Annotated in this window: 24 protein-coding genes; 22 read left to right on the forward strand and 2 right to left on the reverse strand. The window is 72.8% G+C overall.

Features of this window, described 5'->3' with window-relative positions:
• Nucleotides 1-12: 12 nt before the first annotated feature.
• From IG94_RS0115025 to nusB, 6 genes are all read left to right on the forward strand, one after another.
• Complete coding sequence (locus IG94_RS0115025; RefSeq protein WP_107060568.1) at nucleotides 13-495, forward strand: shikimate kinase; 483 nt, start codon at nucleotides 13-15, stop codon at nucleotides 493-495.
• Nucleotides 492-1583 (forward strand): 3-dehydroquinate synthase, encoded by a 1092-nt coding sequence (gene aroB / locus IG94_RS0115030; protein ID WP_031035745.1) that lies wholly within the window; start codon nucleotides 492-494, stop codon nucleotides 1581-1583. The genes IG94_RS0115025 and aroB overlap by 4 nt, the downstream gene beginning before the upstream one ends.
• 164 nt (nucleotides 1584-1747) lie before the next feature.
• Nucleotides 1748-2719 (forward strand): Pro-rich N-terminal domain-containing protein, encoded by a 972-nt coding sequence (locus IG94_RS39950; RefSeq protein WP_063763387.1) that lies wholly within the window; start codon nucleotides 1748-1750, stop codon nucleotides 2717-2719.
• Nucleotides 2720-2902: 183 nt separating this feature from the next.
• Nucleotides 2903-4009 carry an aminopeptidase P family protein gene (locus IG94_RS0115040; protein ID WP_031035747.1) on the forward strand — a complete coding sequence of 369 codons (1107 nt, stop codon included), beginning with the start codon at nucleotides 2903-2905 and terminating at the stop codon, nucleotides 4007-4009.
• A gap of 63 nt (nucleotides 4010-4072) precedes the next feature.
• A complete protein-coding gene (gene efp / locus IG94_RS0115045; RefSeq protein WP_031035748.1) occupies nucleotides 4073-4639 on the forward strand; it encodes an elongation factor P in 567 nt (188 codons plus the stop codon).
• 2 nt (nucleotides 4640-4641) lie between these two features.
• Nucleotides 4642-5070, forward strand: a complete 429-nt coding sequence (gene nusB, locus IG94_RS0115050) for a transcription antitermination factor NusB (protein ID WP_031035749.1) — start codon at nucleotides 4642-4644, stop codon at nucleotides 5068-5070.
• A 101-nt stretch (nucleotides 5071-5171) separates the two neighbouring features.
• On the opposite strand, the gene bldD is transcribed toward nusB, so the two are convergent.
• Entirely contained in the window at nucleotides 5172-5675 is a 504-nt protein-coding gene (gene bldD / locus IG94_RS0115055) for a transcriptional regulator BldD (RefSeq protein WP_031035750.1), read from the reverse strand.
• Between the two features lie 309 nt (nucleotides 5676-5984).
• On the opposite strand from bldD, the gene pyrR reads away from it, so the two are divergent.
• From pyrR to IG94_RS0115125, 14 genes are all read left to right on the forward strand, one after another.
• The gene (gene pyrR, locus IG94_RS0115060) at nucleotides 5985-6590 is read left to right on the forward strand and encodes a bifunctional pyr operon transcriptional regulator/uracil phosphoribosyltransferase PyrR (protein WP_031035751.1); all 606 of its coding nucleotides are present in this window, start codon (nucleotides 5985-5987) and stop codon (nucleotides 6588-6590) included.
• A gap of 110 nt (nucleotides 6591-6700) precedes the next feature.
• Complete coding sequence (locus tag IG94_RS0115065; protein ID WP_031035753.1) at nucleotides 6701-7681, forward strand: aspartate carbamoyltransferase catalytic subunit; 981 nt, start codon at nucleotides 6701-6703, stop codon at nucleotides 7679-7681.
• A gap of 4 nt (nucleotides 7682-7685) precedes the next feature.
• Entirely contained in the window at nucleotides 7686-8972 is a 1287-nt protein-coding gene (locus tag IG94_RS0115070) for a dihydroorotase (protein WP_031035755.1), read from the forward strand.
• Nucleotides 8969-9544 carry a PH-like domain-containing protein gene (locus IG94_RS0115075; protein ID WP_031035757.1) on the forward strand — a complete coding sequence of 192 codons (576 nt, stop codon included), beginning with the start codon at nucleotides 8969-8971 and terminating at the stop codon, nucleotides 9542-9544. The genes IG94_RS0115070 and IG94_RS0115075 overlap by 4 nt, the downstream gene beginning before the upstream one ends.
• Nucleotides 9541-10683 carry a glutamine-hydrolyzing carbamoyl-phosphate synthase small subunit gene (gene carA / locus IG94_RS0115080; protein WP_031035758.1) on the forward strand — a complete coding sequence of 381 codons (1143 nt, stop codon included), beginning with the start codon at nucleotides 9541-9543 and terminating at the stop codon, nucleotides 10681-10683. Before IG94_RS0115075 ends, carA begins: the two co-directional genes overlap by 4 nt.
• A complete protein-coding gene (carB, locus tag IG94_RS0115085) occupies nucleotides 10676-13984 on the forward strand; it encodes a carbamoyl-phosphate synthase large subunit (protein ID WP_031035760.1) in 3309 nt (1102 codons plus the stop codon). Before carA ends, carB begins: the two co-directional genes overlap by 8 nt.
• 98 nt (nucleotides 13985-14082) lie before the next feature.
• A complete protein-coding gene (locus IG94_RS0115090; protein ID WP_031035763.1) occupies nucleotides 14083-15189 on the forward strand; it encodes a quinone-dependent dihydroorotate dehydrogenase in 1107 nt (368 codons plus the stop codon).
• Nucleotides 15186-16025, forward strand: coding sequence for an orotidine-5'-phosphate decarboxylase (pyrF, locus tag IG94_RS0115095; RefSeq protein WP_031035765.1), 840 nt, complete (start codon nucleotides 15186-15188; stop codon nucleotides 16023-16025). Before IG94_RS0115090 ends, pyrF begins: the two co-directional genes overlap by 4 nt.
• A gap of 234 nt (nucleotides 16026-16259) precedes the next feature.
• Nucleotides 16260-16583, forward strand: a complete 324-nt coding sequence (locus IG94_RS0115100; protein WP_003977346.1) for an integration host factor — start codon at nucleotides 16260-16262, stop codon at nucleotides 16581-16583.
• A gap of 37 nt (nucleotides 16584-16620) precedes the next feature.
• A complete protein-coding gene (gmk, locus tag IG94_RS0115105; protein ID WP_052410695.1) occupies nucleotides 16621-17214 on the forward strand; it encodes a guanylate kinase in 594 nt (197 codons plus the stop codon).
• A 95-nt stretch (nucleotides 17215-17309) separates the two neighbouring features.
• The gene (gene rpoZ / locus IG94_RS0115110; protein WP_031035771.1) at nucleotides 17310-17582 is read left to right on the forward strand and encodes a DNA-directed RNA polymerase subunit omega; all 273 of its coding nucleotides are present in this window, start codon (nucleotides 17310-17312) and stop codon (nucleotides 17580-17582) included.
• Between the two features lie 193 nt (nucleotides 17583-17775).
• Entirely contained in the window at nucleotides 17776-18999 is a 1224-nt protein-coding gene (coaBC, locus tag IG94_RS0115115; RefSeq protein WP_031035773.1) for a bifunctional phosphopantothenoylcysteine decarboxylase/phosphopantothenate--cysteine ligase CoaBC, read from the forward strand.
• A gap of 239 nt (nucleotides 19000-19238) precedes the next feature.
• Entirely contained in the window at nucleotides 19239-20447 is a 1209-nt protein-coding gene (metK, locus tag IG94_RS0115120) for a methionine adenosyltransferase (RefSeq protein ID WP_031035774.1), read from the forward strand.
• A gap of 192 nt (nucleotides 20448-20639) precedes the next feature.
• Nucleotides 20640-22808: a primosomal protein N' gene (locus tag IG94_RS0115125; RefSeq protein WP_031035776.1), complete on the forward strand. Its 2169-nt coding sequence runs from the start codon at nucleotides 20640-20642 to the stop codon at nucleotides 22806-22808.
• 177 nt (nucleotides 22809-22985) lie between these two features.
• Here IG94_RS0115125 and IG94_RS0115130 read toward each other — a convergent pair whose 3' ends face one another.
• On the reverse strand, nucleotides 22986-23534 hold the full coding sequence (locus IG94_RS0115130; protein ID WP_031035778.1) for a hypothetical protein: 549 nt from the start codon (nucleotides 23532-23534) through the stop codon (nucleotides 22986-22988).
• 619 nt (nucleotides 23535-24153) lie between these two features.
• On the opposite strand from IG94_RS0115130, the gene fmt reads away from it, so the two are divergent.
• The gene (fmt, locus tag IG94_RS0115135) at nucleotides 24154-25086 is read left to right on the forward strand and encodes a methionyl-tRNA formyltransferase (RefSeq protein WP_031035780.1); all 933 of its coding nucleotides are present in this window, start codon (nucleotides 24154-24156) and stop codon (nucleotides 25084-25086) included.
• Nucleotides 25087-25203: 117 nt separating this feature from the next.
• The gene (locus IG94_RS0115140) at nucleotides 25204-26631 is read left to right on the forward strand and encodes an RsmB/NOP family class I SAM-dependent RNA methyltransferase (protein ID WP_031035782.1); all 1428 of its coding nucleotides are present in this window, start codon (nucleotides 25204-25206) and stop codon (nucleotides 26629-26631) included.
• The last annotated feature ends 13 nt before the right edge of the window (nucleotides 26632-26644 follow it).

Here is a 26644-nt window from a genome sequence, read left to right on the forward strand (position 1 = left end):
CTCGTCGGCCCGATGGGCGTCGGCAAGTCCACCGTCGGGCAGCTGCTCGCCGAGCGGCTCGGCGTCGGCTACCGCGACACGGACGAGGACATCGTCGCCGCGCAGGGACGGAGCATCGCCGAGATCTTCGTGGACGAGGGCGAGCCCGCCTTCCGCGAGCTGGAGAAGAACGCCGTGCGCACCGCGCTCGCCGGCCACGACGGCGTCCTCGCCCTCGGCGGCGGCGCGGTCCTGGACGCGGACACGCGTGCGCTGCTCGCCGGGCGGCGGGTCGTCTACCTCTCGATGGACGTCGAGGAGGCGGTCAGGCGCACCGGCCTGAACACGGCGCGTCCGCTGCTCGCGGTCAACCCGCGCAAGCAGTGGCGCGAGCTGATGGACGCGCGCCGGCACCTGTACGAGGGGGTGGCCGCGTCCGTCGTGGCCACGGACGGCCGTACACCCGAAGAAGTGGCCCAGGCCGCTTTGGACGCACTGGAGTTGAAGGAAGCATGAGCGAGGCAGTCACCCGGATCCAGGTCGGCGGCACCGCGGGGACCGACCCCTACGAGGTCCTGGTGGGCCGTCAGCTCCTGGGCGAGCTCGGCGGCCTGATCGGCACGGGGGCCAAGCGGGTCGCGGTGATCCACCCCGAGGCGCTCGCCGAGACCGGTGACGCCCTGCGCGCCGACCTCGCCGGCCAGGGCTACGAGGCGATCGCCATCCAGGTCCCCAACGCCGAGGAGGCCAAGACCGCCGAGGTCGCCGCCTACTGCTGGAAGGCGCTGGGCCAGTCCGGCTTCACCCGCACCGACGTCGTCGTCGGCGTCGGCGGCGGGGCCAGCACCGACCTGGCCGGATTCGTGGCCGCGACCTGGCTGCGCGGGGTGCGCTGGATCGCCGTCCCCACCACGGTCCTCGCCATGGTGGACGCGGCCGTCGGCGGCAAGACCGGTATCAACACCGCCGAGGGCAAGAACCTCGTCGGCTCCTTCCACCCGCCCGCCGGGGTCCTGTGCGACCTGGCCGCCCTGGACTCGCTCGCGGTCAACGACTACGTCTCCGGGCTGGCCGAGGTCATCAAGGCCGGCTTCATCGCCGACCCGGCGATCCTGGACCTGATCGAGTCCGACCCGCAGGCCGCGCGCACTCCGGCCGGTCGGCACACCGCCGAGCTGATCGTGCGCTCCATCAAGGTGAAGGCCGAGGTCGTCTCGTCCGACCTGAAGGAGGCGGGCCTGCGGGAGATGCTCAACTACGGCCACACGCTCGGTCACGCCATCGAGAAGAACGAGCGCTACAAGTGGCGGCACGGCGCCGCCGTCTCCGTCGGCATGCACTTCGCCGCCGAACTGGGCCGGCTCGCCGGGCGGCTCGACGACGCCACCGCCGACCGCCACCGCAGCATCCTGGAGGCCGTCGGGCTGCCGCTGCACTACCGGCACGACCAGTGGCCCAAGCTGGTCGAGAACATGAAGGTCGACAAGAAGTCCCGCGGCGACGTGCTGCGCTTCGTCGTCCTGGACGGCCTCGCCAAGCCCACCGTCCTGGAGGGCCCCGACCCGGCCGTCCTCCTCGCCGCCTACGGCGAGGTGGGCGAGTAGTACCCCGGCGCACCTTGCGCCCGATTCGCCCTGCCGGACGGGCACTCCGTACCGCCTCCGACCGTTCACCAAAGGACGGCCGGGGGCGGTACCGTTCGGTAGCGCGGGGAGGTCCCCCTCCCGCAGTCAGCGCCCATCGCCTGTACGAGACGGAGTGGCACCGGATGCAGCACGCAGTGGGTTCTCCGCTGCCGCCGCCCCATCAGCCGGGGCACGGACCGGCCGTCGGCTGGTCCCCGGCCGCACACCAACCGGGTCCGCCGCAGGGGCCCGTTCCCGTGCCACCGCCACCGCCTCCGGCGCCGGGGTACCCGACGGCACCGCTGCGTGCCCCGGCCCCGCACCCGGGTCCGGCCCCGGGCCAGGGGCCGCAGCAGCCGCACGCGGCTCCGGGGCAGGGAACGCAGCAGCCGTCCGCGGCTCCGCGCCAGGCTCCGGGGCCGCAGCAGCCGCCTGTCGCCCCGTCCGCCCCGTCCGCGCCGCCCGTGCCGGAGACCACCGGCCATGTGCCGCTGCCGCCCGGCGGGCCCGTGGCCGTGCCCAGCGTCCCCCCGGCCACCGCCGCCCCCGACCCCACCACGACCACCCTCGCGGTGCTGCTCATCGGCCCCGCGGGCGCCGGCAAGACCAGCGTCGCCAAGTACTGGGCCGACCACCGCCGGGTCCCCACCGCGCACATCAGTCTCGACGACGTCCGCGAATGGGTCCGCTCCGGCTTCGCCGACCCCCAGACCGGGTGGAACGAGCACAGCGAGGCGCAGTACCGCCTCGCCCGCCGCACCTGCGGCTTCTCCGCGCGCAACTTCCTCGCCAACGGCATCTCCTGCATCCTGGACGACGCGGTCTTCCCGGACCGTCCCGTCGTCGGCCTCGGCGGATGGAAACGCCACGTGGGTCCCGGCCTGCTCCCGGTCGTCCTGCTGCCGGGCCTGGACATCGTCCTGGAGCGGAACGCCGAACGGAGCGGCAACCGGCGCCTCACCGACGAGGAGGTCGCCCGCATCCACGGCCGCATGGCCGGCTGGTACGGCTCGGGCCTGCCCATCATCGACAACTCCCAACTCGACGTCCCGGAGACCGCCCACCTCCTCGACGAGGTCCTCTCCCGCTCGATAGCCAGCCCCCCGAACTGGTAGGTGGCCCGAGGGGCGCGCGGGGCCGCGTCGAGCGGCGGCCCCCCCGGCGGCGCGAGAGGCCCCGCCGGCGTGCAGACGCCACCCCGGGGCCCCCGCCCCGACTGGCGCACCCGGCATTCTCCGGCCCCGCCCACTCGGCCCACCCGAGCGGCGCACCCCCGGCGCAGCTCATACGCTCGGTCCATGTCAGAGGTCTACGCGGCCCGCCGGACACGCCTACGGGAACGCTGCAACGCGGGCGGCAGCGCGGCGGCGCTCGTCTCCCGGCCCGCCAACGTGCGCTATCTCGCGGGCGCCGCCCCGCACGGCGCCGTACTGCTGCTCGGCAGGACCGGCGACCTGCTCGTCTGCTCCGGCCCGCCGGACGACCGGCCGGACCGGGCCAGGCCCGACGAGTCACTGCCGGTACGGTCCCTCCCCGGACCCGGCGGCGACGCGGCCGTCGCCGCCACCGGCCTCGCCGAGGCCCAGGGCGCCGAGTCCCTCGCCACGGAGGACCACCACCTCACCGTGGTCCGGCACCGCGCCATGCGCTCGGTCGCGCCCCGACTGCGCCTGACCGACCTCGGCCAGGCCGTCGAGCAGTTGCGGGTGGTCAAGGACGAGGAGGAGATCTCCTGCCTGCGCATCGGCGCCGAGATCGCCGACCAGGCCCTCGGCGAGCTCCTGGAGTCCATCCTGGTGGGCCGCACCGAGCGGCACCTCGCCCTGGAACTGGAACGCCGGCTGGTCGACCACGGTGCCGACGGACCCGCCTTCGCCACCTCCGTCGGCACCGGCCCGAACTCCGGGTGCCGCGGCCACCGGCCCACCGACCGGCGCGTGGAGGAGGGCGACTTCCTCTCCGTCTGCCTCGGTGCGACCTACCGCGGCTACCGGTGCGAGATCGGCCGTACGTTCGTCATCGGCACCTCGCCGGCCGACTGGCAGATCGAGCTGTACGACCTCGTCTTCGCCGCTCAGCGGGCCGGCCGGGAGGCCCTCGTACCCGGTGCGGTCTGCCGCGACGTGGACCGCGCGACCCGCCAGCCACTGGACTCGGCGGGGTACGCGGAGAACCTCCCGGCCCTCAGCGGACACGGTGTCGGACTGGAAATCGACGAGGACCCTCAGTTGGCCCCCGCGGCCATGGGTAAACTGGACGCTTGTGTGCCGGTCACCGTCGAACCGGGGGTCCACCTCCCGGGTAGGGGCGGGGTCCGGATCGATGACACGCTCGTCGTGCGCCCCGAGGCGGACGGCGGACCCGAGCTACTCACCATCACGACCAAGGAGCTGCTCGCGCTCTAGCCTCGCCAGTGCGCGCATCCCCGAGGTCGTCCACGTCAGTCCAGTCCAGGAGATTCCCCAACCGTGGCTTCCACGAACGACCTCAAGAACGGCCTGGTGCTCAAGCTCGAAGGCGGCCAGCTCTGGTCCGTCGTCGAGTTCCAGCACGTCAAGCCCGGCAAGGGCCCGGCCTTCGTGCGCACCAAGCTCAAGAACGTGCTGTCCGGCAAGACCGTCGACAAGACCTTCAACGCCGGCGTCAAGGTCGAGACGGCCACTGTCGACAAGCGTGACATGCAGTTCTCGTACATGGACGGCGACTACTTCGTCTTCATGGACATGCAGACCTACGACCAGCTGCACATCGAGCGCAAGGTCGTCGGCGATGCCGCCCACTTCCTCATCGAGGGCTTCGAGGCCACCGTCGCGCAGCACGAGGGCGAGGTGCTCTTCGTCGAGCTGCCGGCCGCCGTCGAGCTGACCATCAAGGAGACGGAGCCGGGTGTCCAGGGTGACCGCTCCACCGGCGGCACCAAGCCCGCCATCCTGGAGACCGGCCACCAGATCAGCGTGCCGCTCTTCATCACCACCGGTGAGAAGATCAAGGTCGACACCCGTACGAGCGACTACCTCGGCCGGGTGAACAGCTAACCGTGGCTGCTCGCAACACGGCCCGCAAGCGCGCCTTCCAGATCCTCTTCGAGGGCGACCAGCGCGGCGCCGACGTCCTGACGGTGCTCGCCGACTGGGTCCGGCACTCCCGGTCCGACACCCGGCAGCCGCCGGTGAGCGAGTACACGATGGAGCTGGTCGAGGGCTATGCCGCGCACGCCGAGCGCATCGACGAGCTGATCGCGCAGTACGCGGTCGACTGGACGCTCGACCGGATGCCGGTGGTCGACCGCAACATCCTGCGCCTGGGCGCGTACGAGCTGGTCTGGGTCGACGCGACCCCGGACGCCGTCGTGCTGGACGAGATGGTGCAGCTGGCGAAGGAGTTCTCCACGGACGAGTCGCCGGCGTTCGTCAACGGTCTGCTCGGCCGGCTGAAGGATCTCAAGCCCTCGCTGCGTCGCGAATAGGCGGCAGTCGCCGCGCTCCACGACACGGCAAAACGCCGGGGTGGCCGGAACCGTCTGGTTCCGGCCACCCCGGCGGCACGTTTCTGCTGGGGTGGGCGAGGTCAGAGCTCCTCGTGGGACGCCACCGCGCGGCGCGCGTCCGCGTCCAGGACGCCCCAGCTGATCAGCTGCTCGGTGAGGACCGAGGGCGACTGGTCGTAGATGACGGCGAGGGTGCGCAGGTCGTCCTGGCGGATCGAGAGCACCTTGCCGTTGTAGTCGCCGCGCTGCGACTGGATCGTGGCCGCGTACCGCTGGAGGGGGCCCGCCTTCTCGGCCGGCACCGTGGCCAGCCGGCCCAGGTCGAGGACCAGCTTCGGCGGCGGCTCGGCGGCGCCGCCCGGAGTGGTGCCCGGCAGCAGCTCCTGCACGGGAACGCCGTAGAAGTCCGCCAGCTCGGCGAGGCGCTGCACGGTCACGGCGCGGTCGCCGCGCTCGTACGAACCGACCACCACGGCCTTCCAGCGGCCCTGGGACTTCTCCTCGACACCGTGGAGGGAAAGGCCCTGCTGGGTGCGGATGGCCCGGAGCTTGGCCCCGAGCTGTTTGGCGTATTCGCTGGACATATGGCTCCCGGGACAAGGTGTCGACGCGGTCGGCTCTGTATGTCGGCCGCGCGGCTGGTAACTCACTGTGAGGTTACGCAGCGTTACTCTCCTGCGTCAAGCCGAATGGTCCGCGCCGACGCTTCCGTGATATTCGCCCGCCGTTGGTCCGGACGGGTGACGCGAGTGCGGCGGAAGAGTGACGTGCGGGGAGGAGGGGGAGACGCGAGGGGGTGTCGGGGCGACTCTGCGCGCCTGCTACGCTGGGTGGCGCAAATCCGACGTCCTTTAAGGTCCGTCCCGTGAGGCGGAGAAGGGGGTCCGTTTCGTATGGACAAGCACCACACCGCACACGACGGCGGGCAGCAGGGCGCACCGTCCGAGGCCCGGCCCGTTCTGGAGGGGCCCGACATCGCACGGGTCCTGACCCGCATCGCCCACGAGATCGTCGAACGCGCCAAGGGCGCCGACGACGTGGTGCTCCTCGGCATCCCGACCCGCGGCGTCTTCCTCGCTCGGCGCCTCGCCGACAAGCTGGAGCAGATCACCGAGCGCACGATGCCGGTCGGCTCGCTCGACATCACCATGTACCGCGACGACCTGCGCATGCACCCGCCGCGCGCCCTCGCCCGCACCGACATCCCCGGCGACGGCATCGACGGCCGCCTCGTGGTCCTCGTCGACGACGTGCTCTTCTCCGGCCGCACCATCCGCGCCGCCCTCGACTCGCTGAACGACATCGGCCGCCCGCGCGCGGTGCAGCTCGCCGTGCTCGTCGACCGCGGCCACCGGGAACTGCCCATCCGCGCCGACTACGTCGGCAAGAACCTCCCGACGTCGCTGCGGGAGACGGTCAAGGTCCAGCTCGCCGAGGAGGACGGCCGCGACACCGTGCTGCTCGGCGCCAAGCCGGCCGCCCCGGGCGCCCACCCGTAGCACCGCGTACGCGCCCACCCGTGCCGTACGCCTGCTCGGCGCGCCCACGCGCGCCCGGCCGCCCGAATTATCCCGCTCTTCCGCATGACTCGCCCTACGGAGCCTGACAGATGCAGCGTCATCTCATCTCGGCCGCCGACCTCACCCGCGACGACGCCGTCCTGATCCTCGACACCGCCGAGGAGATGGCCCGGGTCGCGGACCGGCCGATCAAGAAACTGCCCACCCTGCGCGGCCGTACCGTCGTCAACCTCTTCTTCGAGGACTCCACCCGGACCAGGATCTCCTTCGAGGCCGCCGAGAAGCGGCTGTCCGCGGACGTCATCAACTTCACCGCCAAGGGCTCCAGCGTCTCCAAGGGCGAGTCCCTCAAGGACACCGCCCAGACCCTGGAGGCCATGGGCGTCGACGCGGTCGTCATCCGGCACGGCGCCTCCGGCGCCCCCTACCGCCTGGCCACCTCCGGCTGGATCGACGCCGCCGTGGTCAACGCCGGGGACGGCACCCACCAGCACCCCACCCAGGCCCTGCTCGACGCCTTCACCGTGCGCCGCCGCCTGGTCGGCCGCGACACCGGGCTCGGCAAGGACCTGGACGGCCGCCGGATCACCCTCGTCGGCGACATCCTGCACAGCCGCGTCGCCCGCTCCAACGTCGACCTCCTGCACACCCTCGGCGCCGAGGTCACCCTCGTCGCCCCGCCCACCCTGCTGCCGGTCGGCGTCGAGACCTGGCCCTGCGAGGTCTCCTACGACCTCGACTCGACGCTCCCCAAGTCCGACGCGGTGATGCTGCTCCGCGTGCAGCGCGAGCGCATGAACGCCGCGTTCTTCCCGACCGAGCGCGAGTACTCGCGCCGCTACGGACTCGACGGCGACCGGATGGCGAAGATGCCCGACCACGCCGTCGTGATGCACCCGGGACCGATGGTCCGCGGCATGGAGATCACCGCAGAGGTCGCCGACTCCGACCGCTGCACCGCCGTCGAACAGGTCACCAACGGCGTCTCCATCCGGATGGCCGTCCTCTACCTGCTGCTCGGCGGCAACGAGCCGGCCGTGTCCCACGCCCGCACCACCGAGGAGAAGTAAGAACATGAGCAAGACCCTGATCCGCGGTGCGAAGGTGCTCGGCGGCGACCCGCAGGACGTCCTGATCGACGGCGCCGTCGTCGAGGCGGTCGGCCGGAACCTGCCCGCCGAGGGCGCCGAGGTCGTCGAGGCGGACGGCAAGGTGCTGCTCCCCGGCCTGGTCGACCTCCACACCCACCTGCGCGAGCCCGGCCGCGAGGACTCCGAGACCGTCCTGACCGGTACCCGCGCGGCGGCGAGCGGCGGCTACACCAACGTCTTCGCCATGGCCAACACCTTCCCGGTCGCCGACACCGCCGGCGTCGTCGAGCAGGTCTGGCGGCTCGGCCAGGAGTCCGGCTACTGCGACGTGCAGCCCATCGGCGCCGTCACCGTCGGCCTCGAGGGCGCCAAGCTCGCCGAGCTGGGCGCGATGCACGAGTCCGCGGCCGGCGTCACCGTCTTCTCCGACGACGGCAAGTGCGTCCACGACGCCGTGATCATGCGCCGCGCCCTGGAGTACGTGAAGGCCTTCGGCGGCGTCGTCGCCCAGCACGCCCAGGAGCCCCGGCTCACCGAGGGCGCCCAGATGAACGAGGGCGTCGTCTCCGCCGAGCTGGGCCTCGGCGGCTGGCCCGCCGTCGCCGAGGAGTCGGTGATCGCGCGCGACGTGCTGCTCGCCGAGCACGTCGGCTCCCGCGTCCACATCTGCCACCTGTCGACCGCCGGATCCGTCGAGATCGTCCGGTGGGCCAAGTCCCGCGGCATCGACGTCACCGCCGAGGTCACCCCGCACCACCTGCTCCTCACCGACGAGCTGGTCCGGTCGTACAACCCGGTCTACAAGGTCAACCCGCCGCTGCGCACCGAGCGCGACGTCATGGCCCTGCGCGAGGCGCTCGCCGACGGCACCATCGACATCGTCGCCACCGACCACGCCCCGCACCCGCACGAGGACAAGGACTGCGAGTGGGCCGCCGCCGCCATGGGCATGGTCGGCCTGGAGACCGCGCTGTCGGTGGTCCAGGAGACCATGGTGGACACGGGCCTGCTGGACTGGGCCGGCGTCGCCGACCGGATGTCCTTCAAGCCCGCGCAGATCGGACAGGCCACCGGGCACGGCCGTCCCGTCTCGGCTGGTGAGCCCGCCAACCTCACCCTCGTCGAGTCGGCATACCGTGGCCAGGTGGACCCCGCGGGCTTCGCCTCGCGCAGCCGCAACACCCCGTACGAGGGTCGTGAGCTGCCGGGCCGTGTGACGCACACGTGGCTGCGGGGCAAGGCCACGCTCGTCGACGGGAAGCTCACGTGACATCTGTAGCACCGGTAATCCTGCTGGCCGCCGAGAAGGAATCGGCGGAAGTGACCGACTGGGCCGCCCGCGTCGGCTGGGTCGTCGGCCTCGGCCTCTTCGTCGCGCTCGTCTACTGGCTGATGCGCGAGGGCTGGAAGTGGCGCGGCACGCTCCAGAGCGACCTGCCCGAGCTGCCCGGCGCACCCGAGGCCCCCGGCCCGGCGCGCCTGTCCCTGAGCGGCCGCTACCACGGCTCCACCACCGCAGGGCACTGGCTCGACCGCATCGTCGCGCACGGCCTGGGCACCCGCAGCCGGGTCGAGCTGACCCTGACGGACGCGGGCCTTGACGTCGTACGGCCCGGAGCCGCCGACTTCTTCGTCCCGCTCGCCGCGCTCCGCGAGGCCCGGCTCGACAAGGGGATCGCCGGCAAGGTCCTCACCGAGGGCGGCCTGCTCGTCGTCACCTGGGCACACGGCGGCAAGGAGATCGACTCCGGCTTCCGCTCCGACCACGCGGCCGAGCACAACGAGTGGGTCGACACCCTGAACGACATGATCAACAAGACGGAAACGGAAGGCGCACGATGACGACCTCCACCAGGGGAGCCCACCGGACTCCCGCCGTACTCGTCCTGGAGGACGGCCGGATCTTCCGCGGCCGTGCCTACGGGGCCGTGGGGGCCACCTTCGGCGAAGCCGTGTTCTCCACCGGCATGACCGGCTACCAGGAGACCCTCACCGACCCGTCGTACCACCGCCAGGTCGTCGTCATGACCGCCCCGCACATCGGGAACACCGGCATCAACGACGAGGACATGGAGTCCAGGAAGATCTGGGTCTCCGGATACGTCGTGCGCGACCCCGCGCGCGTGCCGTCCAACTGGCGCTCCACGCGCTCCCTCGACCAGGAGCTGGCCGCCCAGGGCGTCGTCGGCATCTCCGGCGTCGACACCCGCGCCCTCACCCGCCACCTGCGCGAACGCGGCGCCATGCGCGTCGGCGTCTTCAGCGGGGACGCGATCCAGGACGACGCCGCACTGCTGGCCCGCGTCCAGAAAGCCCCCGAGATGACCGGCGCCGACCTCTCCGCCGAGGTCGCCACCACCGAGGCGTACGTCGTTCCGGCGGTCGGTGAGAAGAAGTTCACCGTCGCCGCCGTCGACCTCGGCATCAAGGGCATGACCCCGCACCGCATGGCCGAGCGCGGCATCGAGGTGCACGTCCTGCCCGCCACGGCCGGCGTCGAGGACGTCTACGCCGTCAACCCCGACGGCGTGTTCTTCTCCAACGGCCCCGGCGACCCCGCCACCGCCGACCATCCGGTCTCGGTCATGCGGGGCGTCCTGGAGCGCGGCACCCCGCTCTTCGGCATCTGCTTCGGCAACCAGATCCTGGGCCGCGCGCTCGGGTTCGGCACCTTCAAGCTGAAGTACGGCCACCGCGGCATCAACCAGCCGGTGCAGGACCGTACGACCGGCAAGGTCGAGGTCACCGCGCACAACCACGGCTTCGCCGTCGACGCCCCGCTTGACCAGGTCTCCGACACCCCCTACGGCCGCGCCGAGGTCTCCCACGTCTGCCTCAACGACAACGTGGTGGAGGGCCTCCAGCTCCTCGACCGGCCCGCGTTCAGCGTCCAGTACCACCCCGAAGCGGCAGCGGGCCCGCACGACGCCGCCTACCTGTTCGACCGCTTCGTGAACCTCATGGAGGGCCAGCGTGCCTAAGCGCACCGATATCCAGTCCGTCCTGGTCATCGGCTCCGGCCCGATCGTCATCGGCCAGGCCGCCGAGTTCGACTACTCCGGCACCCAGGCGTGCCGTGTGCTCAAGGCCGAGGGCCTGCGCGTCGTCCTGGTGAACTCCAACCCGGCGACGATCATGACCGACCCGGAGATCGCCGACGCCACCTACGTCGAGCCGATCACCCCCGAGTTCGTCGAGAAGATCATCGCCAAGGAGCGGCCCGACGCCCTGCTGCCCACCCTGGGCGGCCAGACGGCCCTCAACACCGCCATCTCGCTGCACGGCAACGGCGTCCTCGACAAGTACGGCGTGGAACTGATCGGCGCCAACGTCGAGGCCATCAACAAGGGCGAGGACCGCGACCTGTTCAAGGAGGTCGTCGAGGAGGTCCGCAAGAAGACCGGCCACGGCGAGTCCGCCCGCTCCTACATCTGCCACTCCATGGACGACGTCCTCAGGGGCGTCGAGGAACTCGGCGGCTACCCCGTCGTCGTGCGCCCCTCCTTCACCATGGGAGGCGCCGGCTCCGGCTTCGCCCACGACGAGGAGGAGCTGCGCCGCATCGCCGGGCAGGGCCTCACCCTCTCGCCGACCACCGAGGTGCTCCTGGAGGAGTCCATCCTCGGCTGGAAGGAGTACGAGCTGGAGCTGATGCGCGACAAGAACGACAACGTCGTGGTCGTCTGCTCCATCGAGAACTTCGACCCCATGGGCGTGCACACCGGCGACTCGATCACCGTCGCGCCCGCCATGACGCTGACCGACCGCGAGTACCAGGTGCTGCGCGACGTCGGCATCGCCATCATCCGCGAGGTCGGTGTCGACACCGGCGGCTGCAACATCCAGTTCGCGGTCGACCCGGCCGACGGCCGCGTCATCGTCATCGAGATGAACCCGCGCGTGTCGCGCTCCTCCGCGCTGGCCTCCAAGGCGACCGGCTTCCCCATCGCCAAGATCGCCGCCAAGCTGGCCGTCGGCTACACCCTCGACGAGATCCCGAACGACATCACGCGGGAGACCCCGGCCTCCTTCGAGCCGACCCTCGACTACGTGGTCGTCAAGGCGCCGCGGTTCGCCTTCGAGAAGTTCCCGAGCGCCGACTCCACGCTGACCACCACCATGAAGTCGGTCGGCGAGGCCATGGCCATCGGCCGCAACTTCACCGAGGCGTTCCAGAAGGCGCTGCGCTCGCTGGAGAAGAAGGGCAGCCAGTTCACCTTCGTCGGCGCGGCCGGTGACAAGGTGGAGCTGCTCAAGGACGCGGTCCGGCCCACCGACGGGCGCGTCAACGCCGTCATGCAGGCCATCCGCGCGGGCGCCACGCCCGAGGAGGTCTTCGCGTACACGAAGATCGACCCCTGGTTCGTCGACCAGCTCTTCCTCATCAAGGAGACCGCCGACGAGCTGGCCGCGGCACCCGAGCTGACCGCCGAGCTGCTCGCCGAGGCCAAGCGCCACGGCTTCTCCGACCAGCAGATCGGCGAGATCCGCGGCCTGCGCGAGGACGTCGTCCGCGAGGTCCGGCACGCGCTCGGCATCCGCCCGGTCTACAAGACGGTCGACACCTGCGCCGCCGAGTTCGCCGCGCGGACCCCGTACTTCTACTCCTCCTACGACGAGGAGAGCGAGGTCGCGCCGCGCGAGAAGCCCGCCGTCATCATCCTGGGCTCCGGGCCGAACCGCATCGGCCAGGGCATCGAGTTCGACTACTCCTGCGTCCACGCCTCCTTCGCACTCTCCGACGCCGGGTACGAGACCGTCATGGTCAACTGCAACCCGGAGACCGTCTCCACCGACTACGACACCTCCGACCGGCTGTACTTCGAGCCGCTCACCCTGGAGGACGTCCTGGAGATCGTCCACGCCGAGCAGCAGGCGGGACCGGTCGCGGGCGTGGTCGTGCAGCTCGGCGGCCAGACCCCGCTGGGCCTGTCCCAGGCGCTCAAGGACAACGGGGTGCCGGTCGTCGGCACCCCGCCCGAGGCCATCCACGCCGCCGAGGACCGCGGCGCCTTCGGACAGGTCCTGGCGCAGGCCGGGCTCCCCGCCCCCAAGCACGGCACCGCCACCACCTTCGCCGAGGCCAAGTCCATCGCCGACGAGATCGGCTACCCGGTCCTCGTGCGGCCCTCCTACGTCCTCGGCGGACGCGGCATGGAGATCGTCTACGACGAGACCCGGCTGGAGGCCTACATCGAGGAGTCGACCGAGATCAGCGCGTCCCGGCCGGTCCTCGTCGACCGGTTCCTGGACGACGCGATCGAGATCGACGTCGACGCCCTGTACGACGGCGAGGAGCTGTACCTCGGCGGCGTCATGGAGCACATCGAGGAGGCCGGCATCCACTCCGGCGACTCGGCGTGCGCCCTGCCCCCGATCACGCTCGGCGGCTTCGACATCAAGCGGCTGCGCGCCTCCACCGAGGGCATCGCCAAGGGCGTCGGCGTGCGCGGCCTGATCAACATCCAGTTCGCGCTGGCCGGGGACATCCTCTACGTCCTGGAGGCCAACCCGCGCGCGTCGCGCACCGTCCCCTTCACCTCCAAGGCGACCGCGGTGCCGCTGGCCAAGGCCGCCGCCCGCATCTCGCTGGGCGCGACCGTCGCGGAGCTGCGCGCCGAGGGCCTGCTCCCGGCCCGGGGCGACGGCGGCGACCTGCCGCTGGACGCGCCGATCTCCGTCAAGGAGGCCGTCATGCCGTGGTCCCGCTTCCGGGACGTCCACGGCCGCGGCGTCGACACGGTCCTCGGCCCGGAGATGCGCTCCACCGGCGAGGTCATGGGCATCGACTCCCTCTTCGGCACGGCGTACGCCAAGTCGCAGGCGGGCGCGTACGGGCCGCTGCCGACCAAGGGGCGGGCGTTCATCTCGGTCGCCAACCGCGACAAGCGCTCGATGATCTTCCCGGCCCGCGAGCTGGTCGCCCACGGCTTCGAGCTGATGGCCACCTCCGGCACCGCCGAGGTGCTCAGGCGCAACGGCATCAACGCCACCGTGGTGCGCAAGCAGTCCGAGGGCACCGGGCCGAACGGTGAGAAGACCGTCGTCCAGCTCATCCACGACGGCGAGGTCGACCTCATCGTCAACACCCCGTACGGCACCGGCGGCCGCCTCGACGGCTACGACATCCGTACGGCCGCCGTGGCCCGCTCCGTGCCCTGCCTGACCACGGTCCAGGCGCTGGCGGCGGCCGTCCAGGGCATCGACGCCCTGGGCCGCGGCGAGGTCGGAGTGCGCTCGCTCCAGGAACACGCCGAGTTCTTGACCGCGGCCCGCGACTAGCGCCGCAGAAAGGGGGACACCGGAAACGGTGTCCCCCTCGTTCATGAGGCCCTGAGCGGCTCAGCGGCTTCGGGCTCACAGAGGCTTCCCGAGGACACATGTACAAGATCTTCTTCAAGCTCGTCTTCTCCCGCACGGACCCCGAGCGGGCCCACCACCTCGCCTTCCGCTGGATCCGCCTGGCCGCCCGCGTCCCCGTCCTGCGCACCTTCGTGGCCGCCGCGCTCGCGCCCCGCCACAAGGAACTGCGCACCGAGGCCCTGGGCCTGCGCATGCACGGGCCCTTCGGGCTCGCCGCCGGATTCGACAAGAACGCGGTCGCGATCGACGGCATGGCCATGCTCGGCTTCGACCACGTCGAGATCGGCACCGTGACCGGCGAGCCGCAACCCGGCAACCCCGGGAAGCGGCTGTTCCGGCTGGTCGGCGACCGCGCGCTGATCAACCGCATGGGCTTCAACAACGACGGCTCACTGGCCGTCGCGGCCCGCCTCGCCTCCCGCACGCCCGCCTTCCGGACCGTCGTCGGCGTCAACATCGGCAAGACCAAGGTCGTCCCGGAGGAGGAGGCCGTCGACGACTACGTGAAGTCCGCCGAGCGGCTCGCCCCGCACGCCGACTACCTGGTCGTCAACGTCTCCTCGCCCAACACGCCCGGGCTGCGCAACCTCCAGGCGACCGAGGCGCTGCGCCCGCTGCTGAGCGCCGTCCGCGAGGCCGCCGACCGCGCGGTGACCGCCCGGCGCGTCCCGCTGCTGGTCAAGATCGCGCCGGACCTCGCCGACGAGGACGTGGACGCGGTCGCCGACCTGGCCGTGGAGCTGGGCCTCGACGGCATCATCGCCACCAACACCACCATCGCGCGCGAGGAACTCGGCCTGACCTCTCCGCCGGCCCTCGTCCAGGAGACCGGCGGCCTGTCCGGAGCGCCGCTCAAGGCGCGCTCCCTGGAGGTTCTGCGGCGCCTGTACGCGCGCGTGGGGGACCGGATCACCCTGGTCGGCGTCGGCGGCGTGGGGAGCGCCGAGGACGCCTGGCAGCGCATCCTCGCCGGTGCCACCCTGGTCCAGGGCTACAGCGCGTTCATCTACGAGGGGCCGTTCTACGCTCGCGGTCTCCACAAGGGGCTCGCCGCACGGCTGCGGCAGAGCCCGTACGCCACCCTCGCCGACGCGGTCGGCGCCGACGTGAGGAAGACGGTATGACCGAGCCCTTCGGTGCGCGCCTGCGCCGCGCGATGGACGAGCGCGGCCCGCTGTGCGTCGGCATCGACCCGCACGCCTCCCTGCTCGCCGAGTGGGGCCTGAACGACGACGTGGCCGGCCTGGAGCGGTTCAGCCGCACCGTCGTCGAGGCGGTGGCCGGCCGGGTCGCCGTCCTCAAGCCGCAGAGCGCGTTCTTCGAGCGCTTCGGCTCGCGCGGCGTCGCGGTGCTGGAGGAGTCGGTGCGGGAGGCGCGGGCGGCCGGCGCCCTGGTCGTCATGGACGCCAAGCGCGGCGACATCGGCTCCACCATGGCCGCCTACGCCGAGTCGTTTCTGCACAAGGACGCGCCGCTGTTCTCGGACGCGCTGACCGTCTCCCCGTACCTCGGCTACGGCTCGCTGAGGCCCGCCGTCGACCTCGCGCGCGAGAGCGGAGCGGGCCTGTTCGTGCTGGCGCTCACCTCCAACCCGGAGGGCGCCGAGGTCCAGCACGCGGTGCGGGACGACGGGCGCAGCGTCGGGGCGACGATGCTGGCGCACCTGGCCGCCGAGAACGCGGGGGAGGAGCCCCTCGGTTCCTTCGGCGCGGTGGTCGGGGCGACCCTCGGCGACCTGTCCGCGTACGACCTGGGCGTCAACGGTCCGCTGCTGGCGCCCGGCATCGGCGCCCAGGGCGCCACGCCCGCGGATCTGCCGCGGGTCTTCGGGGCGGCGGTGCGCAACGTGGTGCCCAGCGCCAGCCGGGGTGTTCTGCGTCACGGGCCGGATGTGGGCGCCTTGCGGACGGCCGCAGGCCGTTTCGCGGAGGAGATCAGGACCGCGGTCACGGGGTCCTGACTCCGCCCTGACTCTGGATACATCCTCAAATCAGAGGCAGTATGTCCTAAATGTCTGGCCTGGCAGAGGCTGACCAGGACTTTTCCGCTGTTCTCGCTGACTCTGGCGGACTTGACCGCTAGTCTCCGTCGAGAGTCAACGGGCGAGCGTGTTGCTCGTGGCTCACCAGGTGTGGGGCGACTAGGTTCCTCACCGGTCCGTATCCGACAGTTCGACATCCGAGGTGACGTAGGCGTGGCTCTTCCGCCCCTTACCCCTGAACAGCGCGCAGCCGCGCTCGAAAAGGCCGCCGCGGCTCGCCGGGAGCGGGCCGAGGTCAAGAATCGACTCAAGCACTCCGGCGCCTCCCTCCACGAGGTCATCAAGCAGGGCCAGGAGAACGACGTCATCGGGAAGATGAAGGTCTCCGCCCTCCTCGAGTCCCTGCCGGGCGTGGGCAAGGTCCGCGCCAAGCAGATCATGGAGCGTCTGGGCATCTCCGAGAGCCGTCGCGTGCGCGGCCTCGGCTCCAACCAGATCGCCTCCCTGGAGCGTGAGTTCGGCAGCACCGGCAGCTGAGTCCGGACCACTCCGGGATTGCTGGAATAATCGCCGCATGGCTGCAACACCCCGGGGGACGTCCCCCGTACCCCCGGACGCACGTCCGCGACTGACCGTGCTCTCCGGCCCCTCGGGGGTCGGCAAGAGCACGGTCGTCGCCCATATGCGCAAGGAACACCCCGAGGTATGGCTGTCGGTCTCGGCGACGACCCGCCGGCCCCGGCCCGGCGAGCAGCACGGTGTGCACTACTTCTTCGTCACCGACGAGGAGATGGACAAGCTGATCGCCAACGGCGAGCTGCTCGAGTGGGCCGAGTTCGCCGGCAACCGCTACGGCACGCCGCGCGCGGCGGTGCTGGAGCGCCTCGGTGCCGGTGAGCCGGTGCTCCTGGAGATCGACCTCCAGGGCGCCCGTCAGGTCCGCGAGTCCATGCCCGAGGCCCGGCTGGTCTTCCTGGCCCCGCCCTCCTGGGAGGAGCTGGTGCGCAGGCTCACCGGGCGGGGCACGGAGTCGCCGGAGGTGATCGAGCGCCGCCTCACCGCGGCCAGGGTGGAGCTGGCGGCCGAGCCCGAGTTCGACCAGACCCTGGTCAACACCTCCGTCGAGGACGTGGCGCGCGAGCTGCTAGCCTTGACGAACGTCGTGTGATCGTGAGTGGTCTGCTGATCGCGACCGATCAGCCGGCCGATCACCTCGACCGGTCATCCCGACCGAAATCTTTCCCATCCATCGGAAGGTAGAGCGTGTCCTCTCCCATCTCCGCGCCCGAGGGCATCATCAACCCGCCGATCGACGAGCTCCTCGAGGCCACGGACTCGAAGTACAGCCTCGTGATCTACGCGGCCAAGCGGGCCCGCCAGATCAACGCGTACTACTCGCAGCTCGGCGAGGGCCTCCTGGAGTACGTCGGTCCGCTCGTCGACACCCACGTGCACGAGAAGCCGCTCTCGATCGCCCTGCGCGAGATCAACGCGGGACTGCTGACCTCCGAGGCCATCGAGGGTCCGGCGCAGTAGCGCCAGCGGTTCAGCGCCACATCGGCGGTAAGATCTTCAGCCTTACGCTGACTTTTCCACAGGCCCGGCGGCCCGTCCGCGGGGCCTGTGGTGTGTGATGGGTCCTGCGCGGCTGCCGGGCGCCACGGCCGAGCGGGAGAGCCGGGCGCCGCGGCCGAGCGGGAGCAGAGTCGGAGAGAGGGCGGGAGAGACGGTGGACAAGACCGAGGTCGTTCTGGGGGTCAGCGGCGGCATCGCCGCGTACAAGGCCTGTGAGCTGCTGCGCAGGTTCACGGAGTCGGGGCACGAGGTCCGCGTCGTCCCCACCGCCTCGGCGCTGCACTTCGTCGGCGCCGCCACCTGGTCGGCCCTGTCCGGCAACCCGGTGTCGACCGAGGTGTGGGACGACGTCCACGAGGTCCCGCACGTACGCATCGGCCGCCACGCCGACCTGGTCGTCGTCGCCCCGGCCACCGCCGACATGCTCGCCAAGGCCGCCCACGGCCTCGCCGACGACCTCCTGACCAACACGCTCCTCACGGCCCGCTGTCCGGTCGTCTTCGCCCCCGCCATGCACACCGAGATGTGGGAGCACCCGGCCACCCGGGAGAACGTGGCGACGCTGCGCCGCCGCGGCGCGGTCGTCCTGGAGCCGGCCGTCGGCCGCCTCACCGGCGCCGACACCGGCAAGGGGCGGCTGCCGGACCCGGGCGAGATCTTCGAGGCCTGCCGCCGGGTGCTGGCCCGCGGCGTGCGGGAGCCCGACCTCGCCGGCCGGCACGTCGTCGTCAGCGCCGGCGGCACCCGGGAGCCCCTCGACCCGGTCCGCTTCCTCGGCAACCGCTCCTCCGGCAAGCAGGGCTACGCCCTCGCCCGTACCGCCGCCGCCCGCGGTGCCCGCGTCACGCTGCTCGCGGCGAACGCGGCGCTGCCCGACCCGGCCGGCGTGGACGTGGTGCCGGTGGGCACCGCCGTGGAGCTGCGCGAGGCCGTGCTGCGCGCCGCGGCGGACGCCGACGCCGTCGTCATGGCCGCGGCGGTGGCGGACTTCCGGCCGGCGACGTACGCCGGCGGGAAGATCAAGAAGCAGGACGGCCAGGAACCCGCGCCGATCGCCCTGGTGCGCAATCCGGACATCCTGGCGGAGGTCTCGGGCAGCCGGGCCCGCTCAGGGCAGGTGGTCGTCGGCTTCGCCGCCGAGACCGACGACGTCCTCGCGAACGGCCGGACCAAGCTCAAGCGCAAGGGCTGCGACCTGCTCGTGGTCAACGAGGTGGGCGAGCGCAAGACCTTCGGCGCCGAGGAGAACGAGGCCGTGATCCTCGGCGCCGACGGCAGCGAGACCCCGGTGGCCCACGGACCCAAGGAAGCCCTGGCGGAAACGGTGTGGGACCTCGTGGCGGAACGGCTCGGCCGGACGGACCCTTCACTCCACTGAACGAACCGTTCACCCCGCGGACCTCGTGAACCCCGTGTTTCGAGCGTGGCGCCCCTGGCCAAGAACGCCTCGTTCCGGGCAGAATGCCCGTGCCGCAGGTCACAGCCCTCCCGAGAGCTGAGACAGGTGGGCCCGTGGCAGAGTGCGACCGATAAACTGTTCTCGGACGTCGCCGGGTGCAGCTCCCCGTGCCGTCCACAACTGATCAGCCAGCAGCCGCTGCAACCCCAGGGAGCGTTGTGTCCCGTCGCCTGTTCACCTCGGAGTCCGTGACCGAAGGTCACCCCGACAAGATCGCTGACCAGATCAGCGACACGATTCTCGACGCGCTCCTGCGCGAGGACCCGACCTCCCGGGTCGCCGTCGAAACCCTGATCACCACCGGTCTGGTGCACGTGGCCGGCGAGGTCACCACCAAGGCCTACGCCGACATCGCCAACCTGGTCCGCGGCAAGATCCTGGAGATCGGCTACGACTCCTCCAAGAAGGGCTTCGACGGCGCCTCCTGCGGCGTCTCGGTCTCCATCGGCGCCCAGTCCCCGGACATCGCGCAGGGTGTCGACTCGGCCTACGAGAACAGGGTGGAGGGCGACGAGGACGAGCTGGACCGGCAGGGCGCCGGCGACCAGGGCCTGATGTTCGGCTACGCGTCCGACGAGACGCCGACGCTGATGCCGCTGCCGGTCTTCCTGGCCCACCGCCTGTCCAAGCGCCTCTCCGAGGTCCGCAAGAACGGCACCATCCCCTACCTGCGCCCGGACGGCAAGACGCAGGTCACCATCGAGTACGACGGCGACAAGGCCGTCCGCCTCGACACCGTCGTCGTCTCCTCCCAGCACGCGAGCGACATCGACCTCGAGTCGCTGCTGGCGCCCGACATCAAGGAATTCGTCGTCGAGCCCGAGCTCAAGGCGCTCCTGGACGACGGCATCAAGCTCGACACGGAGAACTACCGCCTCCTGGTCAACCCGACCGGCCGCTTCGAGATCGGCGGCCCGATGGGCGACGCCGGCCTGACCGGCCGCAAGATCATCATCGACACGTACGGCGGCATGGCCCGCCACGGCGGCGGCGCGTTCTCCGGCAAGGACCCGTCGAAGGTCGACCGCTCCGCCGCCTACGCGATGCGCTGGGTCGCCAAGAACGTGGTGGCCGCCGGCCTCGCCGCCCGCTGCGAGGTCCAGGTCGCCTACGCCATCGGCAAGGCCGAGCCGGTCGGACTCTTCGTGGAGACCTTCGGCACCGCCAAGATCGACACCGAGAAGATCGAGAAGGCGATCGACGAGGTCTTCGACCTCCGTCCGGCCGCCATCATCCGCGACCTCGACCTGCTCCGCCCGATCTACGCCCAGACCGCCGCGTACGGCCACTTCGGCCGGGAGATCCCCGACTTCACCTGGGAGCGCACGGACCGCGTGGACGCGCTGCGCAAGGCCACGGGACTGTAAGACTCCGGGCACACGCCCGACGGCACACGGCGAGGCCCGGTGTCCCCGAGTGGGCGCCGGGCTTCGCCGTGCGCACTCCGACACCGGTGCCCTTGTCCGAGGGCTTCTTGTCAGGGCTTCTTGCCCGGGGTCCTTGTCAGTGCGGCCGTTGTCAGTGCGGCCGTTGTCAGTGGGCTTTGCGAGAATGCACGCGTGAGCAGCGAGAACGAACCGGCGGGGGGCGGCGCGGACGACGCGCCGCCCGAGCAGCTCGCGCTCATCCGGGAGACGGTGCGCCGCGCGAAGACCCCGCGGGCCAAGCCGCGCACCTGGCGCGGAGCCGCGCTCGCCAAGGAACGGCCGGTCGCCAGGGTCCTCGTCGACAAGGGTGTGCTCCACCTCGACCGGTACTTCGACTACGCCGTACCGGAGGAACTGGACGGCGAGGCACAGCCCGGTGTGCGGGTGCGGGTCCGCTTCGGGGCCGGACGGCACCGGGTGCGGGACGGGCGGCGCGAGGGCGGGGGGCTCATCGACGGGTTCCTGATCGAGCGGCTCGCCGAATCCGACTACTCGGGCCCCCTGGCCGCCCTGGCCCAGGTCGTCTCGCCCGAGCGGATCCTCGACGAGGAGCTGCTGGGCCTCGTCCGCGCGGTGGCCGACCGGTACGCGGGCAGCGTCGCCGACGTCCTCCAGCTCGCCGTACCCCCGCGCAACGCGCGCGCCGAGAAGCGGCCCTCGCCGCAGCCCCTGCCCCCGCCGGCCCCGCCCGAGCCGGGATCGTGGACGCGGTACGAGCAGGGTGCCGCCTTCGTCGCGGCCCTCGCCGCGGGAAGCGCGCCCCGTGCGGTGTGGAACGCGCTGCCCGGACCGCAGTGGGCCGACGAACTGGCCCGTGCCGTGACGGCGACCCTCGCCTCGGGCCGGGGAGCGCTCGTCGTCCTGCCCGACGGCCGGGCGGTGGCCCGCGTGGACGCCGCGCTGACCGCCCTGCTGGGCGAGGGGCGCCACGCGGTACTCACCGCCGACGCCGGGCCCGAGAAGCGGTACGCGCAGTGGCTCGCGGTGCGCCGAGGCGCCGTGCGGGCCGTCGTGGGGACCCGCGCCGCCATGTTCGCGCCGGTGCGGGACCTCGGCCTGGTCGCCCTCTGGGACGACGGCGACGACAGCCACAGCGAGCCGCACGCCCCCCAGCCGCACGCCCGCGAGGTCCTGCTGCTGCGCGCCGCCCAGGACCGGTGCGCCTTTCTGCTGGGCGCCTGGAACTGCACCGTGGACGCCGCCCAGCTCGTGGAGACCGGTTGGGCCCGGCCCCTGGTCGCCGCCCGCGAGCAGGTGCGGGCCGCGGCCCCGCTGGTGCGCACCGTGGGGGACCAGGACCTGGCCCGGGACGAGGCCGCCCGCGCCGCCCGGCTGCCGACCCTCGCCTGGCAGGTCGTCAGGGACGGACTGCGCCACGGTCCGGTACTCGTACAGGTGCCCCGGCGGGGTTACGTACCGCGGATGGCGTGTGCGGCCTGCCGGACGCCCGCGCGGTGCCGGCACTGTGCGGGTCCGCTGGAGGGGCAGGAGTCCGCGTCCGTCCTGCGGTGCGGCTGGTGCGGGCGCGAGGAGGGCGACTGGCACTGCCCGGAGTGCGGCGGCTTCCGGCTGCGGGCGCAGGTCGTGGGGGCCCGGCGCACCGCGGAGGAACTGGGCCGGGCCTTCCCGGCGGTGCCGGTGCGCACCTCCGGCCGGGAGCAGGTGCTGGACACCGTGTCGCAGGCGCCCGCACTGGTCGTCAGCACACCGGGGGCCGAACCCGTCGCCGAGGGCGGCTACACGGCGGCGCTGCTGCTCGACGGCTGGGCGATGCTCGGCCGGCCCGATCTGCGCGCCGGTGAGGACGCGCTGCGGCGCTGGCTGGCCGCCGCCTCCCTGGTCCGGCCGCAGAGCGCCGGGGGCACCGTCGTCGCGATCGCCGAGCCGACCCTGCGGCCGGTGCAGGCGCTGGTGCGCTGGGACCCGGTCGGCCACGCCGTACGGGAACTGGGGGAGCGGGCGGAGCTGGGCTTTCCGCCGGTGTCGCGGATGGCGGCCGTGACGGGGCCCCCGGAGGCCGTGGCCGGCTTTCTGCGCGCCGTCGAGCTGCCGGGCGAGGCGGAGGTGCTCGGCCCCGTGCCCCTGCCGGTCACGGCGGAGGGGCGGCCCCGGCGGGTGGGGGCGCCGCCGCCCGGTGAGCACTGGGAACGGGCGCTGGTCCGGGTGCCTCCCGGACGCGGGGCGGCGCTGGCCGGCGCGCTGAAGACCGCGCAGGCGGCGCGGACGGCACGGACGGCGCGCGGGAGTCGGGGGAGTGAAGAGGCGGTCTGGGTGCGTATCGATCCGCCCGACATCGGGTGAGGGGGTGGGCCGTGGCCCAGGGCCGAGTGCCTGGGGCGCGCCCGTTCGGCGTCCGGCGCGTCCGGCGCCGGGGGCGGGGCGCGGACACGCCGCGGCCCTCCCCGTTCGCGGATGCCCGAGAGTGGGGTGCCCGAGAGTGGGAGGGCCGACGTGTCGTCGCGGCTCGGCCGCCGGGGTTCAGCCGTTGCGCGGGCCGGGGAAGGCCGTCGGGCGGACCTCGTCGCGCAGGGCCGGACTGCCCGACGTCGGCTGGGTCGGCATGGAGCGGGCCGCCGGAACCGTGGGTGCGGGGGGAAGACCGACGTTGACCGGGCGGGTGCCGGGGGCTTCCGGCGCCTGCTCGTCGGGGGCCTCGGCGGCGGACGCCGTCGGCGCGGCGGCGCGGCGGGAGCCGTAGCGACGGTGCACCGCCTGCTTGGTGACGCCGAGCGCGGAGCCCACCGCGTCCCACGAGAAGCCGAGCGAGCGGTCGAAGTCCACGGCGGCCGTGACGAGGGTCTCGACACTGTCCCGCAGCTCCTGCGCGAGACGGACCGTCGGGGCGGGGGCGCGCCCGTAGACGACGAAGCCCGTGGAGGGGCCGGAGCGACGCGGGCGGTAGACGTTGCCCAGCTGGGCGGTGAGGGTGCGCAGTGCGTCCACCTGCCGGCGGACCCGCTCGATGTCCCGCACCAGCAAGTGCAGGCTGGCCCGAGCCTGGGCGTCGTGGGTTGCGTGGTCGGCCATGAACAAGCCTCTCGAACCGGCGTTGAAAGGAATCGGACCGCGCGGGCGGTCCGGTGTGTCAACTCTTTCTTGACCAACGTGCGGGTGCGTCGTTGGTCACGGGGTGGGGGCGCGGAAGCGTGTGCGTGCGCCTGCCTCCGGGGGCGGGTGCGCCTCGGGCCTGTCCGGTCCGTGTCCGGGCCCGTCGGTCCGTGCCCGGGCCCGTCGGTCCGCGTCCGGTCGCGCCGGTTCCCCGTCCGGCCCACCCTGGCCTCCGTCCGGTTCGCCGGTCCGGGTCCGGTCCACCCGGGGCCTCCGCCCGGCCCCCGGGCCTCCGTCCGGTCCACCGGTCCGCGTCCGGCCCCCGGTCCTCCGTCCGGTCCACCGGTCCGCGTCCGGCCCCCGGTCCCCGTCCGGTCCCTACGGCTACTCGTCCGGTCCGCCCCGGCCCTCGCCCGGCTCCCAGGGGCCTCGTCCGGGCCACCGGGTTCCTGTCCGGTGCCACCCCATCCGCGTCCCGTCCGCGCCGGCCGGGGCCCGGTGGGTGGGTGCCGGGCCGTCTGAGGTCGTCCGTCGGCGGCGGGCTCGTAGACTGGTGCGTCGCCCGCAACCACCCCCGCCCGAGAGGCCCGTCCCACCCATGAAGCTGGTCTTCGCCGGTACCCCCGAGGTCGCCGTTCCCGCCCTGGACGCCCTGATCGCCTCCGAGCGGCACGAGGTGGCCGCCGTCGTCACGCGGCCCGACGCTCCGGCCGGGCGCGGGCGACGGCTGGTCGCCTCTCCCGTGGCCGAGCGGGCCGAGGAGGCGGGGATCGAGGTGCTCAAGCCCGCGAAGCCCCGCGACCCCGGTTTCCTGGAGCGGCTGCGCGAGATCGCGCCCGACTGCTGCCCCGTCGTCGCCTACGGCGCCCTGCTGCCCCGTGTCGCCCTGGACGTGCCCGCCCGCGGCTGGGTCAACCTGCACTTCTCGCTGCTGCCCGCCTGGCGCGGTGCCGCCCCCGTGCAGCACGCGCTGATGGCCGGCGACGAGCTGACCGGCGCGTCCACGTTCCTGATCGAGGAGGGCCTAGACTCCGGCCCCGTCTACGGCACGGTCACCGAGACCGTCCGCCCCACCGACACCAGCGGCGACCTGCTGACCAGGCTGGCCTTCGCCGGCTCCGGCCTGCTCGCGGCCACCATGGACGGCATCGAGGACGGCAGCCTCAAGGCCGTACCGCAGCCGGCCGAGGGCGTCACCCTCGCTCCCAAGATCACCGTCGAGGACGCCCGGGTCGACTGGACCGCCCCGGCGCTGCGCGTCGACCGCGTCGTGCGCGGCTGCACCCCGGCACCCGGCGCCTGGACCACCTTCCGCGGCGAGCGGCTCAAGCTCGTCCAGGCCGTGCCTCTGCCGGAGAGGACCGACCTCGCCCCCGGGCAGCTCGCGGCAGGCAAGAACAACGTGTACGTCGGCACCGGCTCGTACGCCGTCGAGCTGCTGTGGGTGCAGGCCCAGGGCAAGAAGCCGATGCGGGCCGCCGACTGGGCGCGCGGCGCGCGGATCACCGAGGGCGCGCAACTCGGCGACTGACCCGCGCCCCGGCAACGCCGCGGCACCCGTCCCGCCCCCGCATCGGCCCACCGCCCCGTGCCGCGCCCGGCGTACGCTGGTGAGCGCACTTCACCCCACATCCGGAGCACCTTTTTCGTGAGCGAGCAGCCCCGCCGTCCCCGCAAGCCCGGCAAGCCGTACCGCAGGCCCCAGAAGGACCCCGTCCGCCTCCTCGCCTTCGAGGCGCTCAGGGCCGTGGACGAGCGCGACGCGTACGCCAACCTCGTGCTGCCGCCGCTGCTGCGCAAGGCGCGTGAGAAGGAGGGGCCCGAGAAGTTCGACGCCCGGGACGCCGCGCTCGCCACCGAGCTGGTGTACGGGACGCTGCGCAGGCAGGGGACGTACGACGCGGTCATCGCCGACTGCGTGGACCGGCCGTTGCGCGAGGTCGACCCGCCGGTCCTGGACGTGCTCAGCCTGGGCGTGCACCAGCTGCTCGGCACCCGGATCCCCACCCACGCCGCCGTCTCCGCCTCCGTGGAACTGGCGCGGGTCGTGCTCGGCGACGGACGGGCCAAGTTCGTCAACGCCGTGCTGCGCAAGGTCGCGCGCGACGACCTCGACGGGTGGCTGGCGCGGGTCGCGCCGCCCTACGACGAGGACCCCGAGGACCACCTGGCCGTCGTGCACTCGCACCCGCGCTGGGTGGTCTCCGCGCTGTGGGACTCGCTCGGCGGTGGCCGGGCCGGCATCGAGGAACTGCTCGCGGCCGACAACGAACGGCCCGAGGTCACGCTCGTCGCGCGGCCGGGCCGGGCCACCCGCGACGAACTGCTCGGCGAGGAGGCCGCCGTCGCGGGCCGCTGGTCGCCGTACGCGGTGCGGCTGAGCGAGGGCGGCGAGCCCGGAGCCGTGGAGGCGGTGCGGGAGGGGCGCGCCGGTGTGCAGGACGAGGGCAGTCAGCTGGTCGCCCTGGCCCTCGCCGACGCGCCCTTGGACGGACCCGACCGGCGCTGGCTCGACGGGTGCGCGGGCCCCGGCGGCAAGGCCGCGCTCCTCGGTGCCCTGGCCGCCGAACGGGGCGCCTTCCTGATCGCCTCCGAGAAGCAGCCGCACCGGGCGGGCCTCGTGGCCAAGGCGCTGGCCGGCAACCCGGGGCCGTACCAGGTGATCGCCGCCGACGGCACCCGTCCGCCCTGGCGCCCCGGCAGCTTCGACCGGGTCCTGGTCGACGTGCCGTGCACCGGTCTCGGCGCCCTGCGCCGCCGTCCCGAGGCACGCTGGCGGCGCCGCCCCGAGGACCTCGACGGCTTCGCGCCGCTCCAGCGCGGCCTGCTGCGCGAGGCCCTGGAGGCCGTACGCGTCGGCGGCGTCGTCGCCTACGCGACCTGCTCGCCCCACCTCGCCGAGACCCGCGCGGTCGTCGCCGACGTCCTCAAGCGTCGGCCCGGTGCCGAACTGCTCGACGCCCGGCCCCTGCTGCCCGGCGTCCCCGCGCTGGGCGAGGGCCCCGACGTCCAGCTCTGGCCGCACGTGCACGGCACGGACGCCATGTACCTGGCGCTCGTCCGCCGGACCTCCTGAGGGCCTCGTGACC

This window comes from Streptomyces olivaceus, assembly GCF_000721235.1.
GTDB classification, from domain to species: Bacteria; Actinomycetota; Actinomycetes; order Streptomycetales; family Streptomycetaceae; genus Streptomyces; species Streptomyces olivaceus.